This window comes from Pseudomonas sp. COR18, from assembly GCF_048568395.1.
GTDB classification, from domain to species: Bacteria; Pseudomonadota; Gammaproteobacteria; order Pseudomonadales; family Pseudomonadaceae; genus Aquipseudomonas; species Aquipseudomonas fuscovaginae_B.
Map to the genome: position 1 here is coordinate 2,389,723 of NZ_CP183808.1, position 18,330 is coordinate 2,408,052.

14 protein-coding genes and 1 pseudogene are annotated in these 18,330 nt (G+C 65.8%); all 15 read right to left on the reverse strand.

Annotated elements, in window-relative coordinates; all coding sequences use genetic code 11:
• Positions 1-2: 2 nt before the first annotated feature.
• The 15 genes and pseudogenes from pgaC to ACM62G_RS11060 all read right to left on the reverse strand — a co-directional run bounded on the left by pgaC (position 3) and on the right by ACM62G_RS11060 (position 18,274).
• Positions 3-1,351, reverse strand: a pseudogene (pgaC, locus tag ACM62G_RS10990) (poly-beta-1,6-N-acetyl-D-glucosamine synthase).
• A 4-nt stretch (positions 1,352-1,355) separates the two neighbouring features.
• A complete protein-coding gene (pgaB, locus tag ACM62G_RS10995; RefSeq protein ID WP_419737157.1) occupies positions 1,356-3,353 on the reverse strand; it encodes a poly-beta-1,6-N-acetyl-D-glucosamine N-deacetylase PgaB in 1,998 nt (665 codons plus the stop codon).
• 12 nt (positions 3,354-3,365) lie between these two features.
• Positions 3,366-5,846, reverse strand: a complete 2,481-nt coding sequence (gene pgaA / locus ACM62G_RS11000; RefSeq protein ID WP_273825317.1) for a poly-beta-1,6 N-acetyl-D-glucosamine export porin PgaA — start codon at positions 5,844-5,846, stop codon at positions 3,366-3,368.
• Between the two features lie 189 nt (positions 5,847-6,035).
• Positions 6,036-7,547, reverse strand: coding sequence for a YdgA family protein (locus ACM62G_RS11005; protein WP_419737158.1), 1,512 nt, complete (start codon positions 7,545-7,547; stop codon positions 6,036-6,038).
• A 252-nt stretch (positions 7,548-7,799) separates the two neighbouring features.
• Entirely contained in the window at positions 7,800-8,435 is a 636-nt protein-coding gene (locus ACM62G_RS11010; RefSeq protein ID WP_054057377.1) for a hypothetical protein, read from the reverse strand.
• Between the two features lie 165 nt (positions 8,436-8,600).
• Positions 8,601-9,251, reverse strand: coding sequence for a hypothetical protein (locus ACM62G_RS11015; protein WP_054057376.1), 651 nt, complete (start codon positions 9,249-9,251; stop codon positions 8,601-8,603).
• A gap of 69 nt (positions 9,252-9,320) precedes the next feature.
• Positions 9,321-10,757, reverse strand: coding sequence for an efflux transporter outer membrane subunit (locus ACM62G_RS11020; RefSeq protein ID WP_054061966.1), 1,437 nt, complete (start codon positions 10,755-10,757; stop codon positions 9,321-9,323).
• Entirely contained in the window at positions 10,754-11,656 is a 903-nt protein-coding gene (locus ACM62G_RS11025; RefSeq protein ID WP_419737159.1) for an efflux RND transporter periplasmic adaptor subunit, read from the reverse strand. Before ACM62G_RS11025 ends, ACM62G_RS11020 begins: the two co-directional genes overlap by 4 nt.
• The gene (locus ACM62G_RS11030) at positions 11,653-11,862 is read right to left on the reverse strand and encodes a DUF1656 domain-containing protein (protein ID WP_054057374.1); all 210 of its coding nucleotides are present in this window, start codon (positions 11,860-11,862) and stop codon (positions 11,653-11,655) included. Before ACM62G_RS11030 ends, ACM62G_RS11025 begins: the two co-directional genes overlap by 4 nt.
• Complete coding sequence (locus tag ACM62G_RS11035; RefSeq protein WP_419737160.1) at positions 11,859-13,943, reverse strand: FUSC family protein; 2,085 nt, start codon at positions 13,941-13,943, stop codon at positions 11,859-11,861. Before ACM62G_RS11035 ends, ACM62G_RS11030 begins: the two co-directional genes overlap by 4 nt.
• Positions 13,940-14,353 carry a MarR family winged helix-turn-helix transcriptional regulator gene (locus ACM62G_RS11040; RefSeq protein ID WP_054059117.1) on the reverse strand — a complete coding sequence of 138 codons (414 nt, stop codon included), beginning with the start codon at positions 14,351-14,353 and terminating at the stop codon, positions 13,940-13,942. Before ACM62G_RS11040 ends, ACM62G_RS11035 begins: the two co-directional genes overlap by 4 nt.
• Before the next feature lie 132 nt (positions 14,354-14,485).
• Positions 14,486-14,731 (reverse strand): DUF2789 domain-containing protein, encoded by a 246-nt coding sequence (locus ACM62G_RS11045; protein WP_054059116.1) that lies wholly within the window; start codon positions 14,729-14,731, stop codon positions 14,486-14,488.
• Between the two features lie 241 nt (positions 14,732-14,972).
• Complete coding sequence (locus ACM62G_RS11050) at positions 14,973-15,905, reverse strand: sulfotransferase family protein (protein ID WP_273825310.1); 933 nt, start codon at positions 15,903-15,905, stop codon at positions 14,973-14,975.
• Positions 15,893-16,681: an aspartyl/asparaginyl beta-hydroxylase domain-containing protein gene (locus tag ACM62G_RS11055; RefSeq protein ID WP_419737510.1), complete on the reverse strand. Its 789-nt coding sequence runs from the start codon at positions 16,679-16,681 to the stop codon at positions 15,893-15,895. The genes ACM62G_RS11050 and ACM62G_RS11055 overlap by 13 nt, the downstream gene beginning before the upstream one ends.
• Positions 16,682-16,756: 75 nt before the next feature.
• A complete protein-coding gene (locus ACM62G_RS11060; protein ID WP_054060932.1) occupies positions 16,757-18,274 on the reverse strand; it encodes a TolC family protein in 1,518 nt (505 codons plus the stop codon).
• Between the last annotated feature and the right edge of the window lie 56 nt (positions 18,275-18,330).

Sequence of the window (18,330 nt, forward strand, 5' to 3'; positions counted from 1 at the left end):
GCTCACACCTTCTGCTTGTCGCCATCGAACGGCTTGATGCCCCGGTCCGGGCTGACCCAGCGGGCCCGCCTGCCGGCCTGGCCGAACAGCACCCGGGGAAAGCTGACCAGGGTGGTGAACAGGCTGATGAGCCAGAACACCAGGGGGTACCAGATCACCCAGAACATGATCTTCCACAGGTCCCGTTCATAGCGGCGGTCGATCAGCACACTGACCGCGAACTGCCCCAGGCAGACCACCGCCAGCAGCAACCCGGTAAAGGCCGGGGCAGGATGCGCTGCACGTGGATCGCCTCCGGCAGTTCGATGAACAGGCCCAGGCAGTAGAAGATGATCGACAGCACGAAGGTGAACGCCCAGCCGGTGGACAGGCAGTACTCGAACAGCAGTGGCCACAGGTAGCGATGGCGCCAGTGCCAGATACCGCGCACGTTCTTGAACAGCACTTCCGCCCCGCCCCGGGCCCAGCGCAGCCGCTGCTTCCACAGCCCGCGCAGGGTTTCCGGCATGAGGATCCAGCACAGCGCCCGAGGCTCGTAGAACACGCTCCAGTGATCGAGCTGCAGCTTCCAGCTGATGTCGATGTCCTCGGTGATCATGTCCGGGCTCCAGTAGCCCACCCGGTCGAGCGCCGTGCGGCGGAAGGCGCAGACCACCCCGGAGACCGTGAAGATCCGCCCGAACACCCGTTGCGTGCGCTTGATCAGGCCGATGATCGAGGAGAACTCGCCGACCTGGACCCGCCCGACCAGGGTCGAGCGGGTGCGGATCCGCGGGTTGCCGGTGACCGCGCCCAGCCGCGGGTTCTGCAGCAACGGTGCGACCAGGTAGGCGGCGGTATGCGGCGCCAGCAGCGCGTCGCCATCGATGCACACCAGGTACTCGCTGCGAGCCGCCACCGCGCCCATGCTCAGGGCCACCGCCTTGCCCTGGTTCTGAGCCAGGTGAATGACCCGCAGGCGCGGGTCCTGCAGCGCCAGCTCGTCGAGCATCTGCCCGGTGTTGTCGCTGGAGCCGTCGTTGATGGCGATCACTTCGATGTTCGGGTAATGCTGGGCCAGTGCCGCGTCGATGGTCTCGGCAACATTGTCGCCCTCGTTGAAGCAGGGGATCAGGATCGAGATCAGCGGCTCGCCCGGCAACGGCGGCGGCAGGGTATCGGCCTCCCAGGGCCAGTGCCGCTCCCAGTGCAGCCAGAAGTACAGGCCGCCGGCCATCCACAGGCCCGACATGAACAACGGGTAGAAGAACACGAAGTCCATCAGGAATTGCCCGGTGACCAGGAAAATCACGCCCAGGGGAAAACCGAGGACGAGCGCCAGGACGATCAGTGCCACGATTCGATCCATCATGATCTTAAGGATTCCACTTGTTGGAAAGTGCCGGACGCACCACCTGCACGGCTGGGCGGCCATCGAGGAAGTTGTCCGGGTAGTAGCCGAAGCTGGTGGCGCCCTTGCGCTTGAGCTGGCCCATCCATTGCACCAACTGTTCGCCGTCCAGATCCTGCGCCGGCTGGCTGCGCCAGTCCCGCGCCTGCAGTTCGAACACCGTGCGCTTGAGGGCACCGGGGCGCTGCCCGACCTTTTCGACCACCGCCTGCAGCCAGTCGGCCGCGTGCCGCTCGCTCTGCCCTTCCATCAAGGGCATGGCCATCGGCGCGGTCCAGTCGTAGTTGGCGAGGAAGTCATCGAGATTCTGCGCGAACCAGGCCTCGCTCTGCGGGTTCAGTACCGGTTCGGCGAACAGGTTGCGCGCGGTCTGCACCTGCGGCCCGCGAATGGCCCGGACCTTGGCGGTCAGCTCATGGGTGAAGTCGATCAGGTAGCGGCTCTTGAAACGCGCCCAGCGTTGCAACGTGGCCGGATCGTCGCGCAAGGCACCGATACTGCCCGGCAGACCGGCGGCGGCATAGGTGCGCAGCGCCTGCGGGCTGGCATCCTCGAAGTCGGACAGCACGGCATCGTCGTGATAGAGGATGCCGTCGACCGAGGTCAGCCGGGCCAGGTCCTCGTAGATCTCGCCGACCACCCGGCGTACCTCGGGGTCGAACGGCGACAGGCGCCGATACTGTTGTGGATCGACCGCAACCTGCCCGGTGGCCGGGTCCCAGCGGCTGACCCGCGGCAGCTTTTCATCCAGGGCGAAGCTGAGCACCGGCATCCAGGCGAACACCTGGACATGGGCGCGGGTGCGCAACTGCCAGGCGACCCGGTCGAACAGGTCGGCACGCACCGGCAGGTGCCGGTTGGGGAAGTACAGTGAGCGGGCCAGGCCGTCGCCCGTCGGGTCGGCGAAGGCCTGCAGGAATACGGTGCTGGCGCCCAGGTCGGCGATGCGCTGCACCAGCCGGCCGAGGTTGGCTTCCTGCTGGCCCGGATCCGGGTCGTAGACGTTGTCCAGGTCGACATGCACCACCCGCATCGGCACGTGGTCCTGCATCGCCACGACGCTGCTGGCGAAGTGCACCAGGTCCGGGTCGGAAGACACCAGCAGGCGCGGGCTGCTCAGCAGTTGATCGAGGCTGTCGATACCGTCATCCAGGGTCAGGGCAACCTGGTAGCCCTGGCTTTCGATCACCTTCAGCGCCGTGCCATCGGCGACGCCGTAGGGCCAGACCCAGACCCGTGGCGAGTACCCGGTGGCCGCGCGGATCTTCGCCGAGATCGCCTGCACGTCGGCCCGCAGGCGCGCCTGGAACTCGGCCTCGCTTTCATAGCGGCCGGTCTTGGCGTCGTAGCGGCGGGTCGCCGCCGCCGGTTGCAGGTTGCCCTGGGGGTTGGCGAGCACGCCCTGGTGGCTGGCATTGGTGTGGGCGGCGATTTCCACCAGTCCGGAAGCCGCCACTTCGCGGATCTGGGCCCAGGTCAGGAACTGCGAGCGCGGGCGCAGTTGGCCGGCGAAATCCACCGGTTTGTCCGCCGGGGTGTCGATCCAGACGCCGACCGGCGCCAGCACCGCCGGCCAATGATAGCTGCGCAGCAGCGGCATCACCCGGGTGTAGAAGCTCGAGTAGCCATCGTCGAAGGTCAGCAGCACCGCCTTGGGCGGCAGCTCCGGGCCGCCGTTGCGCGCCGCCAGGATCTGATCCACGCTCACGGGCCGGTAGCCGTTCTCGCGCAACCAGGCCAACTGGTCGACCAGCCGTTCGGTGCGCACCGCGACGACTTCCTGGTCGGGGTCGCGGTCCTGGACATCGTGGTAGGTCAGGCTCAGGAAGTGGTTTTTCGGCCAAGGCGCCTCGTTGGCCGGCACCGGCCGCTGCGCCGGCGCGACGAACTCGGCCGGAGCCTGCGCGCAGGCTCCGGCCAGCAAGGCTCCCAGCAACAGGACGCAACGCGTGATCAGAAGCATCATCCACCTCGGCTAGAAGCGGTAGGTAAGGTCCAGGAGCAGGCGCACGTCGCGCTCGCGTTCACCGTCATAGGGTCTGCTGATCCAGCTGAGGTTGGCCCCGGCCTCCAGCACATCGTTCCAGATCACCCGCTGGCCATAGCCCAGCAGGGCAATCGCACCGGTGGAATGATCGCGCTGGCTGTAGCTGCCGGCGCCGACCTGGAACTGCTGGCTCCACTGGGTTTCGTAACGGTGGTACAGCACATGGTTGATATTCACCGTCGGCAGCACGCTGAAGTCGGACTTGGGATTGAAGTACGGCACGTCCTCGTTCTTGCTGTTGTGGCTGGCGCCGACTTCCAGGCCCAGGTCCACTTGCACGTGGGCGGTGCTGTAGAGGCCCTCGCGCCCGGTGAGCAGGTATTCGGTGCGATGGTTGCCGTCGCTGAAATGCGACGGGGTGATCGCCAGTTTCCATTCGCGGCTTTCATTGGCCCGCCAGCGCAGGAAGGCGCTGGCCGAATTGGCGCTGATGTCGTTCTTCAGGGCGCGCAGCGGTGTCGCCGCCGCCAGGCGTTCGAGGCTGCCGCCGTACTGCCAGTGATCGTCGATGTCGAAGGCGGCCGATAACCGGGCGCCGAGCTTGTTGCCATAGCCATAGGACTGGTTGGAGATCTCGGCCTGCAGGGTCATGTCGCGGGAGCGGTTTTCCACCCCCAGCCGCTGCCAGCGGCGCCGGGCATCACCTTCGGTGAAACGGCCGAAGGCATAGCCGGCGCCGGCGAACAGCCGCCAGTCTTCGTTGATCGGCGGGCTGTAGAGCACGCTCTCGATACCATAGTCGCGGCTGCCGGTGACCGCGCCGGCGCCACTGCTGCCACCCCCGAAACTCCGGCCGGTGTAGCCCTCGACCCGCAGTTCGGCCATGTCGTGGACCTCCCGCTGCCGTGCCAGGCGCTGGACCTGCTGGTTCTCCGGGAAACGCGCGACGACGTCATCGGTCAGCACATCGAGCTGGCGCCACTCCTGCAGCGCCAGGGCGGTATTGGCCTGGGACAGCTCGAGGCCCAAGTTGCGTGGCAGTACGCTTTCGGTCTCCTTGTTGAGGGCCTCGGCACGTCGTGGCCAGCCACGGGCCAGATAGGTGTCGGCCTGGGCAACCCGCACGCTGACGTTGCCCGGGGCCTTGCTCGCCAGGGCCTCCAGACCCTGCTCGCTGGCGGGCAGGTTACCGTTGTGCTGGCCCATCTGCGCCGCCAGTTGCTGGGCGTCGATCCACTCGTCATTGGGTACGCCGATGGGTTGGCCCTTGAGCTCGAGGCGGGCCTGGGTGGTCCTGGCCAGGTTTTCGGCGACCTCAAGGGCCTCTTCCGGCCGATCGCTTTCGATCAGTGCGTAGGCCAGTGCCGAGGTATCGTCCACCCGGTCGGCCGGATCGGCATCGGGTGACGCCAGCTCCTGACGGTACAGTTGCGCCGCGTTCTCCGGCTGCCTAAGCGCCAGGTAGGCCGCCGCCACCCAGCGCTGGGCGTAGGTCGGAAGCGTCACGCCGTCATCGAGCAGCTTTTGCTGCTCGGTCAGCACCTCGGCATTACGCGAACGGGCCTTGAGCGCCCCCAGACGGTCGATGCGCCAGCGCACCAGGTCGTCATGGGCCTGCGGGTCCGCCGACCAGGTGGCAAACAGCCGGTCGTAGTCGGCCAGGGCCCGATCGGCCACCTCAAAACGCTCCCGCTCGGTGCGGCTCGGCCGTTCCGCCAGGCGCACCCGCTCAGCGGCCAGTTCGCCTTCGAGACGACGAGTCGCGGCCGCGTCGAGCAGCCCGGGATGCCGCTCGGCCAAGCGCAGGGCCGGCTCCGGCAGGCGTGCCCGTTGCAGGGCGAATACGTATTCGCGCAATACCTGGGGCTTGTCTGGAGCGCGGGCAAAGGCCTGGTCGTATTCGAACAGGGCATCGCTGTCGGCGCCCGAGCGGGTCAGTGCATAACCCAGCGCCATGTGGCCCGACGGGTCGCCGGGGCGCCGTGCCACCTGCTCGCGGGCGCGGCGTATCGCGTCCTGGGGATTGCCGTCATCGGCCTCGGTCACCGCCAGCCCCAGTTGCAGGTCGACATTGCCCGGTTCGCGCTCCAGTGCCCGGCGATACAGGCGCTCGGCATCGTCCCAGCGTTTCAGGTTGCGATAGGCCCGGGCCACGGCGCCCAGGGCCTGGGAGGGCAGGACGCGCTGCACGCCCTGGGTTTCGTAGACGCTGACCACTTCGGTATCCAGCCCGGCCCAGCTGGCGATCTGCAGATGGTCGCTGACCTGCCCGGCCGATTGCCGGGTCGCCGGCAGTTGCCGCAGGAACGTCAGTGCCGGCGTATAACTGCCGTCACGGGCCTGGCGGATCAGTTGATCGTAGGAGGTATCGGCCTGCGCGGCGAGTGGCCACAGCAGTTGGCTGCACAGCGCCACACCGAGCAACGGGCGCAATCTGCCGCCTGGGCAGAACAGGGTATTACGCGGCATATCGTCCAATTCCCGAAGGCAGCCGGAGTCCAATGCTCCCGCCTGTTCCAGACGGGCAGGACGGGGCCTCATGACAGCAGGCGGAACCCATGGTTCCGCTGTCTTTCAGGAAGGGTAGACGAAAAAAACGGGGGCAGGATCCAGAGTGGAAGGGCATCGGCCAGGACGGCCGATGCCGCGTTCGAAACGTTACTCGGCCGCTTCCGCGCCGCCCAGGCCACCGGCCTTGGACATGATCAGGGCAATGAAGTCTTCCACCGGCATTTTCTGCCCGTTGAAGTCTACCTGGCCTGCGGCATAGTGCAGCTTGGACACGATATCCATGCCCTCGATGGTCGCCATCTCGGTGGACAACGCCATGGTTCCGGCCATCTCACTGGTCATCGACGCCTGCTGGGCGATCAGCTTGGGATCGGTCTGGCCTTCGAGCAGCGCCTGTACGCCGGCCAGGTCGGCGATCATCGGCTTGGACAGCGACAGCTTGGCGTCCAGCTGCGAAACCAGTTGCTTGCCCAGTTCCAGCGGCGGCAGTTGCGTGGACGACGGGTTGTCCAGATTCACCTGCAGGTTGAAGCGGCTTTCACCATTGGCGGTCTTGAACGACAGGTTCTCCACGGCGATCTGCGGCTTGCCGGCCAGCAGTTTCTTGATGTCGGCCTGGGCCTTGATCTGCTGCTCGGCGCTCAGCTCGGGCACCGCCGGGGCGTCTTCACCCTGGGTGGCGGCCTGTTGCATGGCCTTCAGTTCGGCCCGGTACATCTCGGTCAGCGAACGCACCGCCGGGATATCCAGGTTCTTCGCGCTCAGGTTCAGTTTGGCGCTGCCCACCGACTTGCCGTTGTAGCCGATGTCGCCGACGGTGTAGTCCAGACGACCGGACAGCACGTTGCCGTTGGCCTCCAGGTTGTCTTTCTGTTCGAAGTCCTTGACCGTCACCACCACCGGTTGCTCACCATAGGTGACCTTGGCACTGCTCAGTTCCAGGGTGTTGCCGCCCAGGTAGAAGCCGAAGTCGCTGCGGGTCAGGTCGCTGGCCACGGTGAAACCGCCGAGTTCGACCGACACCGGGCCGTCCTCTTCGGACTGGCCGGTAATCTTCACGCTGTCCATGTAGCCGTTGGCCTTGATCTTCGCACCCTTTGCGGTGCCGGCCACGTTCAGGTTGAGCCCGGAAAACTTCACCGTGCTCTTGTCGTCCGGGGCGAAATCCAGCGGGATCAGTTCGATGTTGCCGTCGACCGAACGGTCGTAGCCCAGCGCGACCATACCCTTGAGCGGTGCGGCGCCCTTGGCGGCATCGAACCATTTGGCGGTCAGGTCATTCTTCTCCAGCTCGTAGTTGCTGTTGAACATCACCGGCGCCAGCTTGAACGACTTCAGGCGCGACCACGGCAGCGGACCGTGCTCGATGTGATCGACGAACAGCAGCTCGATGTCCTGGTTCTCTTCGCTCAGTTGCAGGTTCTGCAGCTTGAGCCGGTAGTGCGCGGTGCTGGTGAACAGGTTGCGCTCCAGCGACACCAGTTCGATGCTCGCATTCGCCCCGCCGCTGTTCAGGGCTGTCTTGAGTTGGGCGTTGGCTTCCTGGATGGAGCTGTTCAGCGCTCCTTCCAGCTGATTGCCGGTGTACCAGGCACCGGCGGTGCTCAAGGCACCCACCACGACGACAACCCCCAACAGCAAGCCTGCTGATTTATTCATGAATGACCCGATCAGATATCCGTTGTGTTGAAAAATGCTGGTCTTCCCTGAACCCTTGACCGGGTTCGGCTCGACGGCGCCCCGAAAGCGCGCAGAGTAGCATTTGCACCAGGATGGACGCACCTGCCGACCTCGCCTCGGCATGTGACGCAGAAAGCAAAATGCACGCAAAGATGCCGCTCGCCCGGCGGACACGCCGGGCGACGGTGGATGAACCCCGGGCCCAAGACCCGGTGGCGGACAGGCGAAGACTCAGGAGTATTGCAGTTCCATCTCGTCCAACTGGTGATCGAAGGTTTTCAGCCGGGCGGTCCAAGTATACACCAGCACCTCGAAGTCGCGGTTGATCACCACCCCGTCCGGCGAGTCGTTACGCGGGTCGCAGACGTCCAGCTGATAGCGCTCACGGGCCATGGCACTGGCCACGTCCGCCAGCTCGCGGGCGTTTTTCAGCCAGTGGCGCTCGTCGTGGGCCACTTCCCGGTCGAGTTTCAGGCATTGGCTCTTGAGGGTCTCCAGGCTTTTCTCCAGCGGCGTGCCGGTCAGCTCGCCCATGACCTCCTGGAAAGTCCGCCCGGGCTGCCAGTAACTGCCCCAGAAATAGCGGTCGAACACGGTTTCGACCCGGCGCAGGGCAACCTTGGTGTCCCAGACCAGCACCAGGGTCTTGCTCTGCGACAACTGTCGCTTCCTGATCTGTTGGGTCTGGTAGCTGGCCCAGGCCACTACCACGATGGACATCACGGCGATCAGGGCACAGACGCTGTCGAGGAACACCAGCGCCTTGTCGATCTGGTGGGCGAGCATCACGCCATAGAAGTACGCCGCCGACAGCAGCACCAGGGCGACTACCGCACACCAGAAACCGGGAGCATAAGGGTTTTTCATTATTAGAATCCCCATCAGGCCACGCCGGCCGCGCCAGGGGATTCACCCGAAGCCCCGAACCAGCGGCGGCCAGCCGCTAATTCAGAGCATAGCAATGGACTTGGCGTATCGACGGGCGACCGACGCTCGTTCGTCCGAAGTTCTTCTACCGGGCCGGAAGTGGGTTCATGCACACACGGGGATGAGAACTTTCTGCGTGTTCTCATTGCTCGCGGCGTCTTTCATGACGAACTCCAGCTCATGTTCGTGGCCGGAATCGGCAGGTATCAGCACCTGGCAGTGCATGTACTTGGCAGACGTCCCATCAACCGGAATCACCTTCCCTCCCGACCGGACAAGAACCCCCTGGGGGACCGGGAAGTTGATCCCGTCATCATCGACCCGGAATAGCACTCCAACCGTCTGGCCCGCCTTGATCACGCGCGAATCGAGACGCAGCTCACCCAGCCGGGGGATATCCGATTGCGCGGCAGGTCGCGGTGGAGTCAGGTCCAGCACGTCTTCAGAGGCAAAGAATCCTGGATGGCGCTCCGTCATCAGCAGGTCTTCCACCTGCTCCTTGATGTGATGCCCCAGCCACTCCTGCATTTCGAGCATCCGGGTCTGCATATCCTGCTGATTTCGCAGCAACGCGGTGCGCAAGGCGTTCAACTGCTGGAGCTCCAGTCCCCGCTCGATCCGCTGGCTGTCCAGCGCCGAGATCGTCTCCTTCATTTCCCCATCACGCTTCTGGATGAGATAGACGCACCAGGCGATAACACCGGAGGCGATGATGCTGATGACCGTACAAACTACCGAAAGAGTATCGGAATCCATGTTCTGCTGATTTCCCGAGAGTGGCTGACCCGACAACGATTATACGGGGTCGTCATACCGGATCCCGATTCACTTGCCAGCGGTTGCGGATGTACTTTCCCACCCCCCGCCCAGCGCCAGGAACAGCTCGATCTGACTCATCGCCACCTGGGTGTTGGCAGAGGCCAGTTGCGCGCGCATGTCGGTGTAGGTGCGGGTGGCCTGCAGGTCGGCGAGGAACGACGCGCGGCCGGCGGTGAAGAAGCGGTGCGTCTGCTCCGCGGCCAGCTTGGCCGACTGCTCGGCATCGGCCAGGGCATCGCGGCGGTCGAGTTGCGCGGTGTACTGGGCCAGGCTGGTCTGGGTCTCGCGGATGGCGTTGAGCACCACCCCGTCGAAATGCGCCAGCACACCTTGAGTGGTCGCCTCGGCTTCGCGGATACGGGCCCTGGCACCATTGGTCGGTACCGTCCAACTGATCGCCGGGCCGAACCCCCAGCGGTTGGTCGAGGGTTCGCCAAGGTCCTTGGCGAAGCCGACCGTGCCAAGGGTGGCGCCAATGCTGATGTTCGGATACAGCTCACCCGTGGCGACGCCAATCCCGGCGGTCGCCGCCGCCAGCCGGCGTTCGGCCTGGCGGATGTCCGGACGGCGCTTGAGCAGTTCGGCACCGTCGCCTACCGGCAGCAACTGGGCGATATGCGGCAACTGGGCGCAATCGGCGACACCGGCCGGCAACTGATCGACGGGTTTGGCCAGCAGCATCGACAAGCGGTACAGGCCGGCCTGGCGCGCCGCCGTGTAGCGCGGCAATTCGGCGCGCAGGGACTTGAACTGGGTCTGCGAGCGGGTGACCTGGGTTTCGTCGCCGCGCCCGGCATCGCGCAGGCGCTTGGTCAGCTCGGTGCTCTGGGCCTGCAGATCGAGGGAGTGTTCGGCGATCTCACGCTCCTCGTTGGCCGCGCAGATCTGCGTATAGGAACGCACCACGTCGGCCACCAGGGTGATCCGCGCCACGTCGCCCGCCGCCTGGGTGGCATCGGCATTGGCCTTGGCCGCCTCGATGCCACGCTGCAGGGTGCCCCACAGGTCGAACTGGTAGGAAGCGGACAGCGAGATATCCGCGACGTTCGCCACCGGCACCTTCTCCGCCAACAGGAAGGCCTGCCCGGATTCCTGCAGGCGTTGCGCGCCGGCCTTGATGCCGGCACTGAAACCACCGGCGGCCTCGGCCTCATCCACCTGGGCCCGAGCCCGCGCCAGGCTGGCCGCGGCGACCCGCAGGTCGGTGTTGGAAGCCAGCGCCTGGCGAACCAGCTCGTTCAATCGCGGGTCCTGGTAGAGCCGCCACCAGTCGGCAGGTACCGGCGCCGAAACGACGTTGTCGCTCTCACCGGCGATCGAACCTTGCAAGTCCTTGCGCTGCATCGCCGCGTCAGCCGGCAGGTGATAGTCCGGGCCGACCATCGAGCACGCCGACAGCAACAGGCCCAGGCCCAGGGTCGTTACCTTTGCCAGCGGTTTCATTTCGAGGCCTCTGGCTTGGCCGAGTCCTTCGCGGCGTCGTCGATGATCGATACGGTCGCCGTCCGTCCGGCGATCATGCGGAAGTCCTCCGGTACCTCGTCGAAGGCGATCCGCACCGGGATACGCTGGGCCAGGCGCACCCAACTGAAGGCCGGGTTGACGTTGGGCAGCAGATTCGAGCCACTGGTGCGGTCACGGTCCTCGATGCCGGCGACGATGCTCTCGACATGACCGCGCAGGCGGGCATTGTCGCCGATCACGCGGATATCCACGCTCTGGCCGACATGAATGCCGTCGAGCTTGGTTTCCTCGAAATAGCCGTCGATATGGAACGAGGCGCTGTCGACCACCGACAGCACCGGACGGCCGGCGGTGACGAATTCCTGCTCGCGCGGCGCGCGATCGTTGACGTAACCGTCCACCGGGCTGCGGACCACCGAACGGTCGAGGTTCAGTTGCGCGGCATCCACCGCAACCCGGGCTTCGGCCAGGGCCGACTCGGCCCGCGCCACTCGGGACTGGCTTTCTTCCAGTTGCTCGCCGGGTACCAGGTTGCCCAGGCCACGGTTGCGCTTGTTCTCGCGCTGCGCCTGGGCCAGGGTCTCCTGGCGATCGGCGACAGCCGCCTGGGCCTGGCGCAGGGCCAGCCTGAAGCGGTCCTGGTCGATGCTGAACAGCACCTGGCCACGCTTGACCGGCTGGTTGTCGCGCACCTGGACCTGCTGGATCAGCCCGGAGACATCCGGGGCGATCTGCACGATATCGGCGCGGATATGCCCGTCGCGGGTCCAGGGGGCGAACATGTAGTACATCACCATGCGCCAGATCACGAGACAGGCGAAGGCCACCACGAGCAAGGTCAGGACCACGCGGCCGATGGTCAATATAGGTTTTTTCATGTCATCAGGTATCGACTGAACGAATCCACAACGCCCAGCAACAAAGCGTAGAGACCGACGTTGAACAAGGCCCGGTGCCAGACCAGGCGATAGAAGTGGATGCGCGTCAACAACTCGTGCACCACGAGGTACAAGCCATAGGTGATGCCCATCAGCACCAGTAGCGTGGGCAGGAACACCCCGCTGATATCCACGTCACCGATCATAACGGCACTCCATTGATCCCATAGGGCACGTTGTCCGGCTGATCGCCACTGTCGACGAACTCCACGCCGGGCAGCAGCGCCAGGCGCAGTCCGCTCAGGGCGTGCAGCAGGTGTCGACGGGTTTCGCCGTCGTCCAGCCCCTGGGAACTCAGGGCCCGACGCGTGCGGTCCAGCGTCATCAGCAAGGGCGCGGGCGCCGGCAGGCGCTCGCGAGCCTTGAGGCAGGCGCGGAAATACTCACCGACCTCCTCCACCACCTGCTTGAGCAACACGTTGCCCACACCGAGCACCCGCGGGGTGTAGGCCAGCAGGTCGAGCAGGTTGAGCGCGACCCGCAACTCGCGCAGCGCGGCCCCGGTGTCCTGGCCGGTCAGGGCCAGGCGCGGCAGGTGCTGCATCAGCCGGTCGAGCATCTTCACCCCCATGTGCCGGTGTTCGGCCAGGGTCGCAGGCTCGGTCAGACGGACGATGTCGCGCCAGCTGAAACGGGTCAGGCGCTTGCTCGCCAACTCGGCGCCGAAGGGCCGGACCACCAGGGTCCAGACGAAGGCGAACAGCAGGCCCACCGGCCCCGCCAGGTTGGCGTTGGTGAAGTTCAGGAAGTCCGCGTCATAGGCACCGGAAATGCTGATGAAGGACGAGGTGTTGACGATGGTCAGCAGGGTCCCGAGGTAGAACGCCGGCTGCAGCGTCAGGGTGCCGACGCAGATGAACGGCACGGCGAACGCCAGCACCAGCATCGGGAAATCGTGCAGATTGGGCAGCACCACGAACAGGTAGAGGCTGGCGAAGATCACCGACATCGCGGTCCAGAAGAAGAACCGGTAGATCTGCGGTGCAGGGTCGTCCATCGCGGCGAAGAAACTGCAGGCCACCGCGGCGAGGATCACCGCACTGGCACCGTCGCTCCAACCGGTCAGGATCCACAGCACCGAGGCGACGGCGATCGCCAGTACGGCGGTGCCGGCCGAATAGAGCATCAGGCCACGGTCGATGAACGGCGACAGCCGCGCCAGCCGCCAGTGACGGTAGACCGCACGCCAGTTGTCCTGGCTGTCGCACTGGATGGCCTCCTGCAGGCTGCGCAGGTCCTGCCAGAGGTCGATCCACTCGCCAAGGCGATAGAGGGCGTTGGAGAACAGCAGTTGTCGGCGGTCATCGAGTTCGACAGCGCTCGGCTGCAGGCTGTCGACCTGGGCGCGCAGGGCCTGCCAGTGTTCGTGCGGTGCGCCCCGGGCGGTGCTCTCCAGCCAGGCCTGGGCCGCCGCCAGCAACGGCTGGAACCGTGCGACCAGTTCCGGCGTGCGCCGCTCCAGGGCATACAGTGCATCGTCGAGGGCATCGACCACCGGCAACAGGTGGATCATACGCCCGCGCAGTTCCTTGGCATTGCGCACCATCTGCGGCCGGGCGCCCTCGTGGCGCAACTGGCCGATCATCAGTTCCAGGCTGTTGAAGGTCGCGACCATGGCCGAGCGCAGGGCGCTGACTTCATCGGTCTGCACGTTGCGCGCGAGGAACTTCTGGCTGTAGCTGGAGGCCGAGCCGAAACACTTGCCGGCGGCATCGAGCAGCACCGGCGCCAGCCGACGCGGCCAGAACAGGCTGCCGACCACTGCGGCGACGACGATGCCGAGGAAGATTTCCTCGGTCCGCGACACGGCGATGTCGAACACGTTCAGCGGGTTGTCCACCACCGGCAGGGCGATCATCGGCATGGTATAGCCGGCCAGCATCAGCGCGTAGCTGTTGGCGGTGCGCAGGTGCAGCGAGAGGAACAGCAGGGTGCCGGTCCAGAGCGCGACCACGATGGCCAGCAGGAACGGGGTCTGCACGAACAGCGGCACGAACAGCACCGCCGCCGCCGCGCCGAGGAAGGTCCCGACCGCCCGGTACAGCGCCTTGGAACTGGTGGGGCCGACGAAGGGGCTGGAAACGATGTACACCGTCGCCATCGCCCAATAGGGCCGCGGCAATTCCATCAGCAGCGCGATGTACAGCGCGATCATCGACGCCGCGAAGGTCCGCACACCATAGAACCAGTCGCGGGCCGGCGGCATGCCTGTCCAGAAACCTTTCAAGAGTCTGCCACTCCCGACGCCTGCCCGGCGGCCTCGAAGGCGCGAATCACCCGCAGCGCGGCTTCCAGGTCGGCCAGGGGCAGGTCGCCCAGCACCTCATGGCGCAGGCGGACCAGCTGCTTTTCGATGTCGTGGAACAGGCTTTGGCCGGCCTCGGTCAGGCCGAGGGTCTTGGCCCGCCGGTCGCTGGGGTCCTCGGTACGCTGCACATAGCCGGCACCGCACAGTTGATCGAGCAGGCGCACCAGCGACGGACTCTCCATCCCGGCGATCTGCGCCACGGTGACCTGGCGCACGCCGGGGCCCATGCGGCCGATGATCAGCAGCGGCATGGCGCAGGCCTCGGAGATGCCATAGTTGGCCAACGTGGTCTGGCAGACCCGCCGCCAGTGGCGCGAGGCGAGCACCATGCCGGTGCAGATAGTCTGCTGAAGCTGTTCGAGGGGCTTGGACACAGGAGGATTCGCATAATGTTAGTTTGCTAACTATCAATATCGCGCATCGATCAGGATTTCGTCAAGCTTTGAAACAAATTTGTGATTTCAGCCGCCGCGCCCCTTCCTCAGCAGCACATTCAACTGATCGATCACTTCGGCCCAATCGGCGTCCTTCAGCACTTCGTTGCGCAGGAAGTCGGCCTGGGCCTGGCTCCAGAAAAACGCATCGGCCAAGTGCAGCTCCGGCTTGAGGGGGGAATGGGCGGCGATGAATTGGTCGATGCTCACCGCGTCGCTGGGCAGGCCCAGTTGCTCGAACAGGGCGGTGAGGCTGTGGGTCGGGGAATCCATGGACATCTCCAGTTGTCGGGAGGAAGTATCGGGCACGGCGTTGCGACAGGCCCGCACCCATCAATGGAGGGGACCAGAAACGCAAAGGTTCAGTGGCCTGTCTTGAGCGCCGGGGAACAGGGCGCCATGGCCAGCCATGAATAGAAGTCTAGGCCGTCCGGCGCCGGGTGCATCTGAAACCGGATCGGGGCAGGCGCGCTTGTGTCCTTGAGCGGACTTTCGAGGGGATTCGTACCGCAGATCAGGCCAGGCGCAGCCGCTCCAGGGCCTGGTAGGGCGCATCGGCCCAGAAGGACACGCGTTGCCTGAGCCGCTCGGAAGCCTCCCGGTGCTTGTCCTGGCTGTCGGGCACGAAGGCCTGGTCCGGTTGCTTGGCATGCTGCCCGGTCACGGCAAACACCCGGCGGCGCTCCCGGGCATCGAGTCCGAAGAACTCGCCCAGATACCCCTCCAGCGCCAACGGCAGTTCGCGGTAGTTGACCGGCAGCCCGCCCAGGGCCTGGCAATGCTGCGCCGCCCACTGGAACATCCGCCCCAGGCGCGCGGCGATGTAGTCCTCCCGCGAGTCGTCCTGGCCGGACGTCTCCAGGCAGCTTGCGCCAATCATCCCCGGCACCATGTGCATGCCTGCCCGGCGCCAGTGGGAGACGGCAATTTCCAGGGGGTCGCGGTACACGAACAGCCACGGCGTCTGGGGAAAACACTCGCGCAGCAGCGGCAGTTCGCCGATGTTCCAGGCATCGAGCTTGATCACCAGCGCCCGCTCGTCGCCATGCCGACGCTGCCCATAGGCCGCCAGCAGGCCACGCAGTGCCGCACGACGCTCCTCGGCATCGAGTTGGCCACGCAACAGGCTGTCCAGCGGCGGCGGTTCGCTGACCACGATGTGCTCGTCAAGCTGCGCCAGCATCTGGCAGAGCAGGGTCGAGCCGCAGCGCGAGGCGTGGTAGATGAAGGCCGTCGGCGCGACAGCCGGCATCCGCCATTCGCTGAGCGCCGCCAACGGGGTTTCCCGACGGAATGCCTGGTTGAACGGCAACCGCAACGCCTCGTCCACCGCATCACGAAAGAACGGCTGGGTCAGCCTGCGCTCACCGAACCAGCACCAGTCCACCCGCCAGTCGCCGGCCTGCTGCCAGATTCGGATCGGCAGCCAGTGCTTCAGAAGCTCCATTGTCGACTCCAGGCGTTACGCCCCTGGCGCATCGCCGCGCGCAGGTCCGCGCGGCCGAAACGCAAGCCGCGTTCGGCCGCCAGTGCCAGTGTGCAGGCGATGAAGGCTTCGGTGTCTTCCAGGCCCTGCAAGGCCTCGCACAGCGCCGGCTCGCTCTCCAGCAAGGCCCGGAACCGCGCAAGGTCGCCGGCCGCCCGGCCAATTCCGGCGGCCGGCGTGGTCGCGAGGCCGGCGGCGATCTGCTGATCCAGCCAGGCCTCGGGGCGACAGTCGAGCACCAGGTGAATGCGTTCGCCTTCCCCCCAGTTATCGACGCTGTGGGGCCGGGCCAAGTCGAGGAACCAGCACTCGCCGGCATTCATCGGGATACGTTGCCCGTCGAGCATGAAATCCACGCCGGGCGGACTGAGCAACGGAATATGCAGGCGCCGGTCCGCGTCCGGTGCGCCCAGGTCGTAGTCGCGATGCTCATGGATGCGCCCACCCGGCCCGAGCCGCAGCAAGCGGGCCGAGCGAATCGACAGCGGCAGATCGAGGGCGCAGGCCCAAGTCGCATCCCGCAGCCAGGGTTCGCGCTCGACCGCCACACCGGCTCCGTGGCTCAGTTCGCCCCGCGCGTCAGCCGGGGAAATCAGCGCCACGCCGCTCCAGTCGCCGTCGTAGTAACCGGTATTGAAGTGCGGTTTCCAGGCCGCCTCGGGAATACGCGCAAGCGCCTGCAGCAACGGCGGCAGGGCCAGCGTGACCGGCAGGCGGGAGAAGGCTGGCAGGCTCAGGACATCACCCCGGCGCGATGCCCTTGAAGGCCCTCGCGCAGAAGACGATGGGGGCTCTTCCGTGGCACCAGCAAGTTACTGCTGCACCTTGGCATCGGGCGCTGGCGTGCTGATGTTCCCGGCTGCCCACTGCGACTCGCGGGTGGCCAGGGCACTGGCAATCGCCTGAACCTTGGTCGAGGAGACTTCCGGTGGCAACGGGTCCAGGCCCGCACTGGCGAAGATCTGCCCGTAGGCGTTACGCAGGTCGGCATAGGCCAGGTCGCGGCGCAGGTCGGCCTGCAGGTTGTTCAGTTCGCCCTGGATCAGCTCCAGCTCGCCGATGCCCGCGGCCTGGTGGCGGTTACGCAACTGGCCGACGATCTGCCCGTCGATGCTGGACAGTTTCTGGCTGGTCTTGAACTGGCGCAGCGCCTCGCGGTAGTTGGCGTTGGCCACGTAGAGCTGGGCCAGTACGGCGATGGACATCGCCTGGCGCCGGGCACCGGCGACTTCCTCGCCGGCCTTGGCCACGTCGATGGCGGCTGGGGCGGAGATCACGTTGAACAGGTTCCAGGTGACCTTGACGCCGTAGTCGGCCCACTTGTCGTTGACCAGGAACGAGTTGCTGTCGTAGTGCCCGCCGGCCGAGAACTCCAGCCCCGGCAGCAGGCGCAGCATGGCCTTGCGGGTCTCGTTGGCGCTGATACGGGTCTGGTAATCCTGCTCGCGCAGCTCGGGACGGCTGGCCAGGGCCTCCTGCTCGAGCTTGGCCATGTCGACCTTGAGCTCGGGAATCGCATAGTCGTCGGTGGTCGCCAGGGTCAGGTTGGTGCCCAGCGGCAGGTTGATCAGGGTCGCCAGTTCGGTCTTGGCCAGGGTCAGCGCCTTGCGCTGTTCTTCCAGCTGGCGGGTCGCCTCGATCAGCGCGCGCTGGTAGCCGAGGGCCTGGATCGGGTCGCCGATGCGCTGGTCGCTCATCTGCTGGCTGTTGTTCTGTGCCGCCTCGACCCGCGCCATCAGGCTGTCGATCTGCTTGAGCAGACGCTCGGCCGCCACCGCCCGCCAATAGGCCGAACGCACGTCCTGGACGATGGTGTTGATCACCTTGCGCCGACGTTCCTGGACGATCAGGCGCTGGTCACCCTGCTGCTTGGCATTGATGTAGCTGACGCCGAAGTCGAGCACGTTCCAGACCATGGTCAGGTCGGCGACGCGGCGATCGCGGTCCTGGGAGGTCGACGGTTCCAGGGATTGGCTACCGGTCTCGACACTGCGGCTACTGGAAGCACTGACATTGTTGCGCCCGGCATAACCGGCCGACAGCGCCATGCGCGGCAGCATGTCGAAGCTGGCGAGGTCCAGCTGACGCTTGGCCAGGGCCTCCTCCATGATCTTCAGACGGCCTTCGAGGTTGTACTTCACCGCGCGAGCCATGGCTTCGTGCAGGGTCAGCGGGCCACTGAGCGGCTCCTGATCCTTGTACATGTTCTGCAGATCGCTTTTCGCCCGTTGCTCGCTGACGCTGCGATCGATCGGTTGGCTGGTGACGGCACAACCGCTGACTACCAGCGCCAGCAGGCTGACGCTGAACAACTTCTGACTTCTTCTCATCCCTAGCATCGCCCCTGACTGCCGCTTTTTTCTTTATGGGCGCCGACGCGTGTCGG

Excerpts from the sequence above, each read along its gene's own strand:
- pgaB (WP_419737157.1), bottom strand. The coding sequence starts at position 3,353 with ATGCTTCTGATCACGCGTTGCGTCCTGTTGCTGGGAGCCTTGCTGGCC.
- pgaA (WP_273825317.1), bottom strand. The coding sequence starts at position 5,846 with ATGCCGCGTAATACCCTGTTCTGCCCAGGCGGCAGATTGCGCCCGTTG.
- ACM62G_RS11005 (WP_419737158.1), bottom strand. The coding sequence starts at position 7,547 with ATGAATAAATCAGCAGGCTTGCTGTTGGGGGTTGTCGTCGTGGTGGGT.
- ACM62G_RS11010 (WP_054057377.1), bottom strand. The coding sequence starts at position 8,435 with ATGAAAAACCCTTATGCTCCCGGTTTCTGGTGTGCGGTAGTCGCCCTG.
- ACM62G_RS11015 (WP_054057376.1), bottom strand. The coding sequence starts at position 9,251 with ATGGATTCCGATACTCTTTCGGTAGTTTGTACGGTCATCAGCATCATC.
- ACM62G_RS11020 (WP_054061966.1), bottom strand. The coding sequence starts at position 10,757 with ATGAAACCGCTGGCAAAGGTAACGACCCTGGGCCTGGGCCTGTTGCTG.
- ACM62G_RS11025 (WP_419737159.1), bottom strand. The coding sequence starts at position 11,656 with ATGAAAAAACCTATATTGACCATCGGCCGCGTGGTCCTGACCTTGCTC.
- ACM62G_RS11030 (WP_054057374.1), bottom strand. The coding sequence starts at position 11,862 with ATGATCGGTGACGTGGATATCAGCGGGGTGTTCCTGCCCACGCTACTG.
- ACM62G_RS11040 (WP_054059117.1), bottom strand. The coding sequence starts at position 14,353 with ATGGTGCTCGCCTCGCGCCACTGGCGGCGGGTCTGCCAGACCACGTTG.
- ACM62G_RS11045 (WP_054059116.1), bottom strand. The coding sequence starts at position 14,731 with ATGGATTCCCCGACCCACAGCCTCACCGCCCTGTTCGAGCAACTGGGC.
- ACM62G_RS11050 (WP_273825310.1), bottom strand. The coding sequence starts at position 15,905 with ATGGAGCTTCTGAAGCACTGGCTGCCGATCCGAATCTGGCAGCAGGCC.
- ACM62G_RS11060 (WP_054060932.1), bottom strand. The coding sequence starts at position 18,274 with ATGAGAAGAAGTCAGAAGTTGTTCAGCGTCAGCCTGCTGGCGCTGGTA.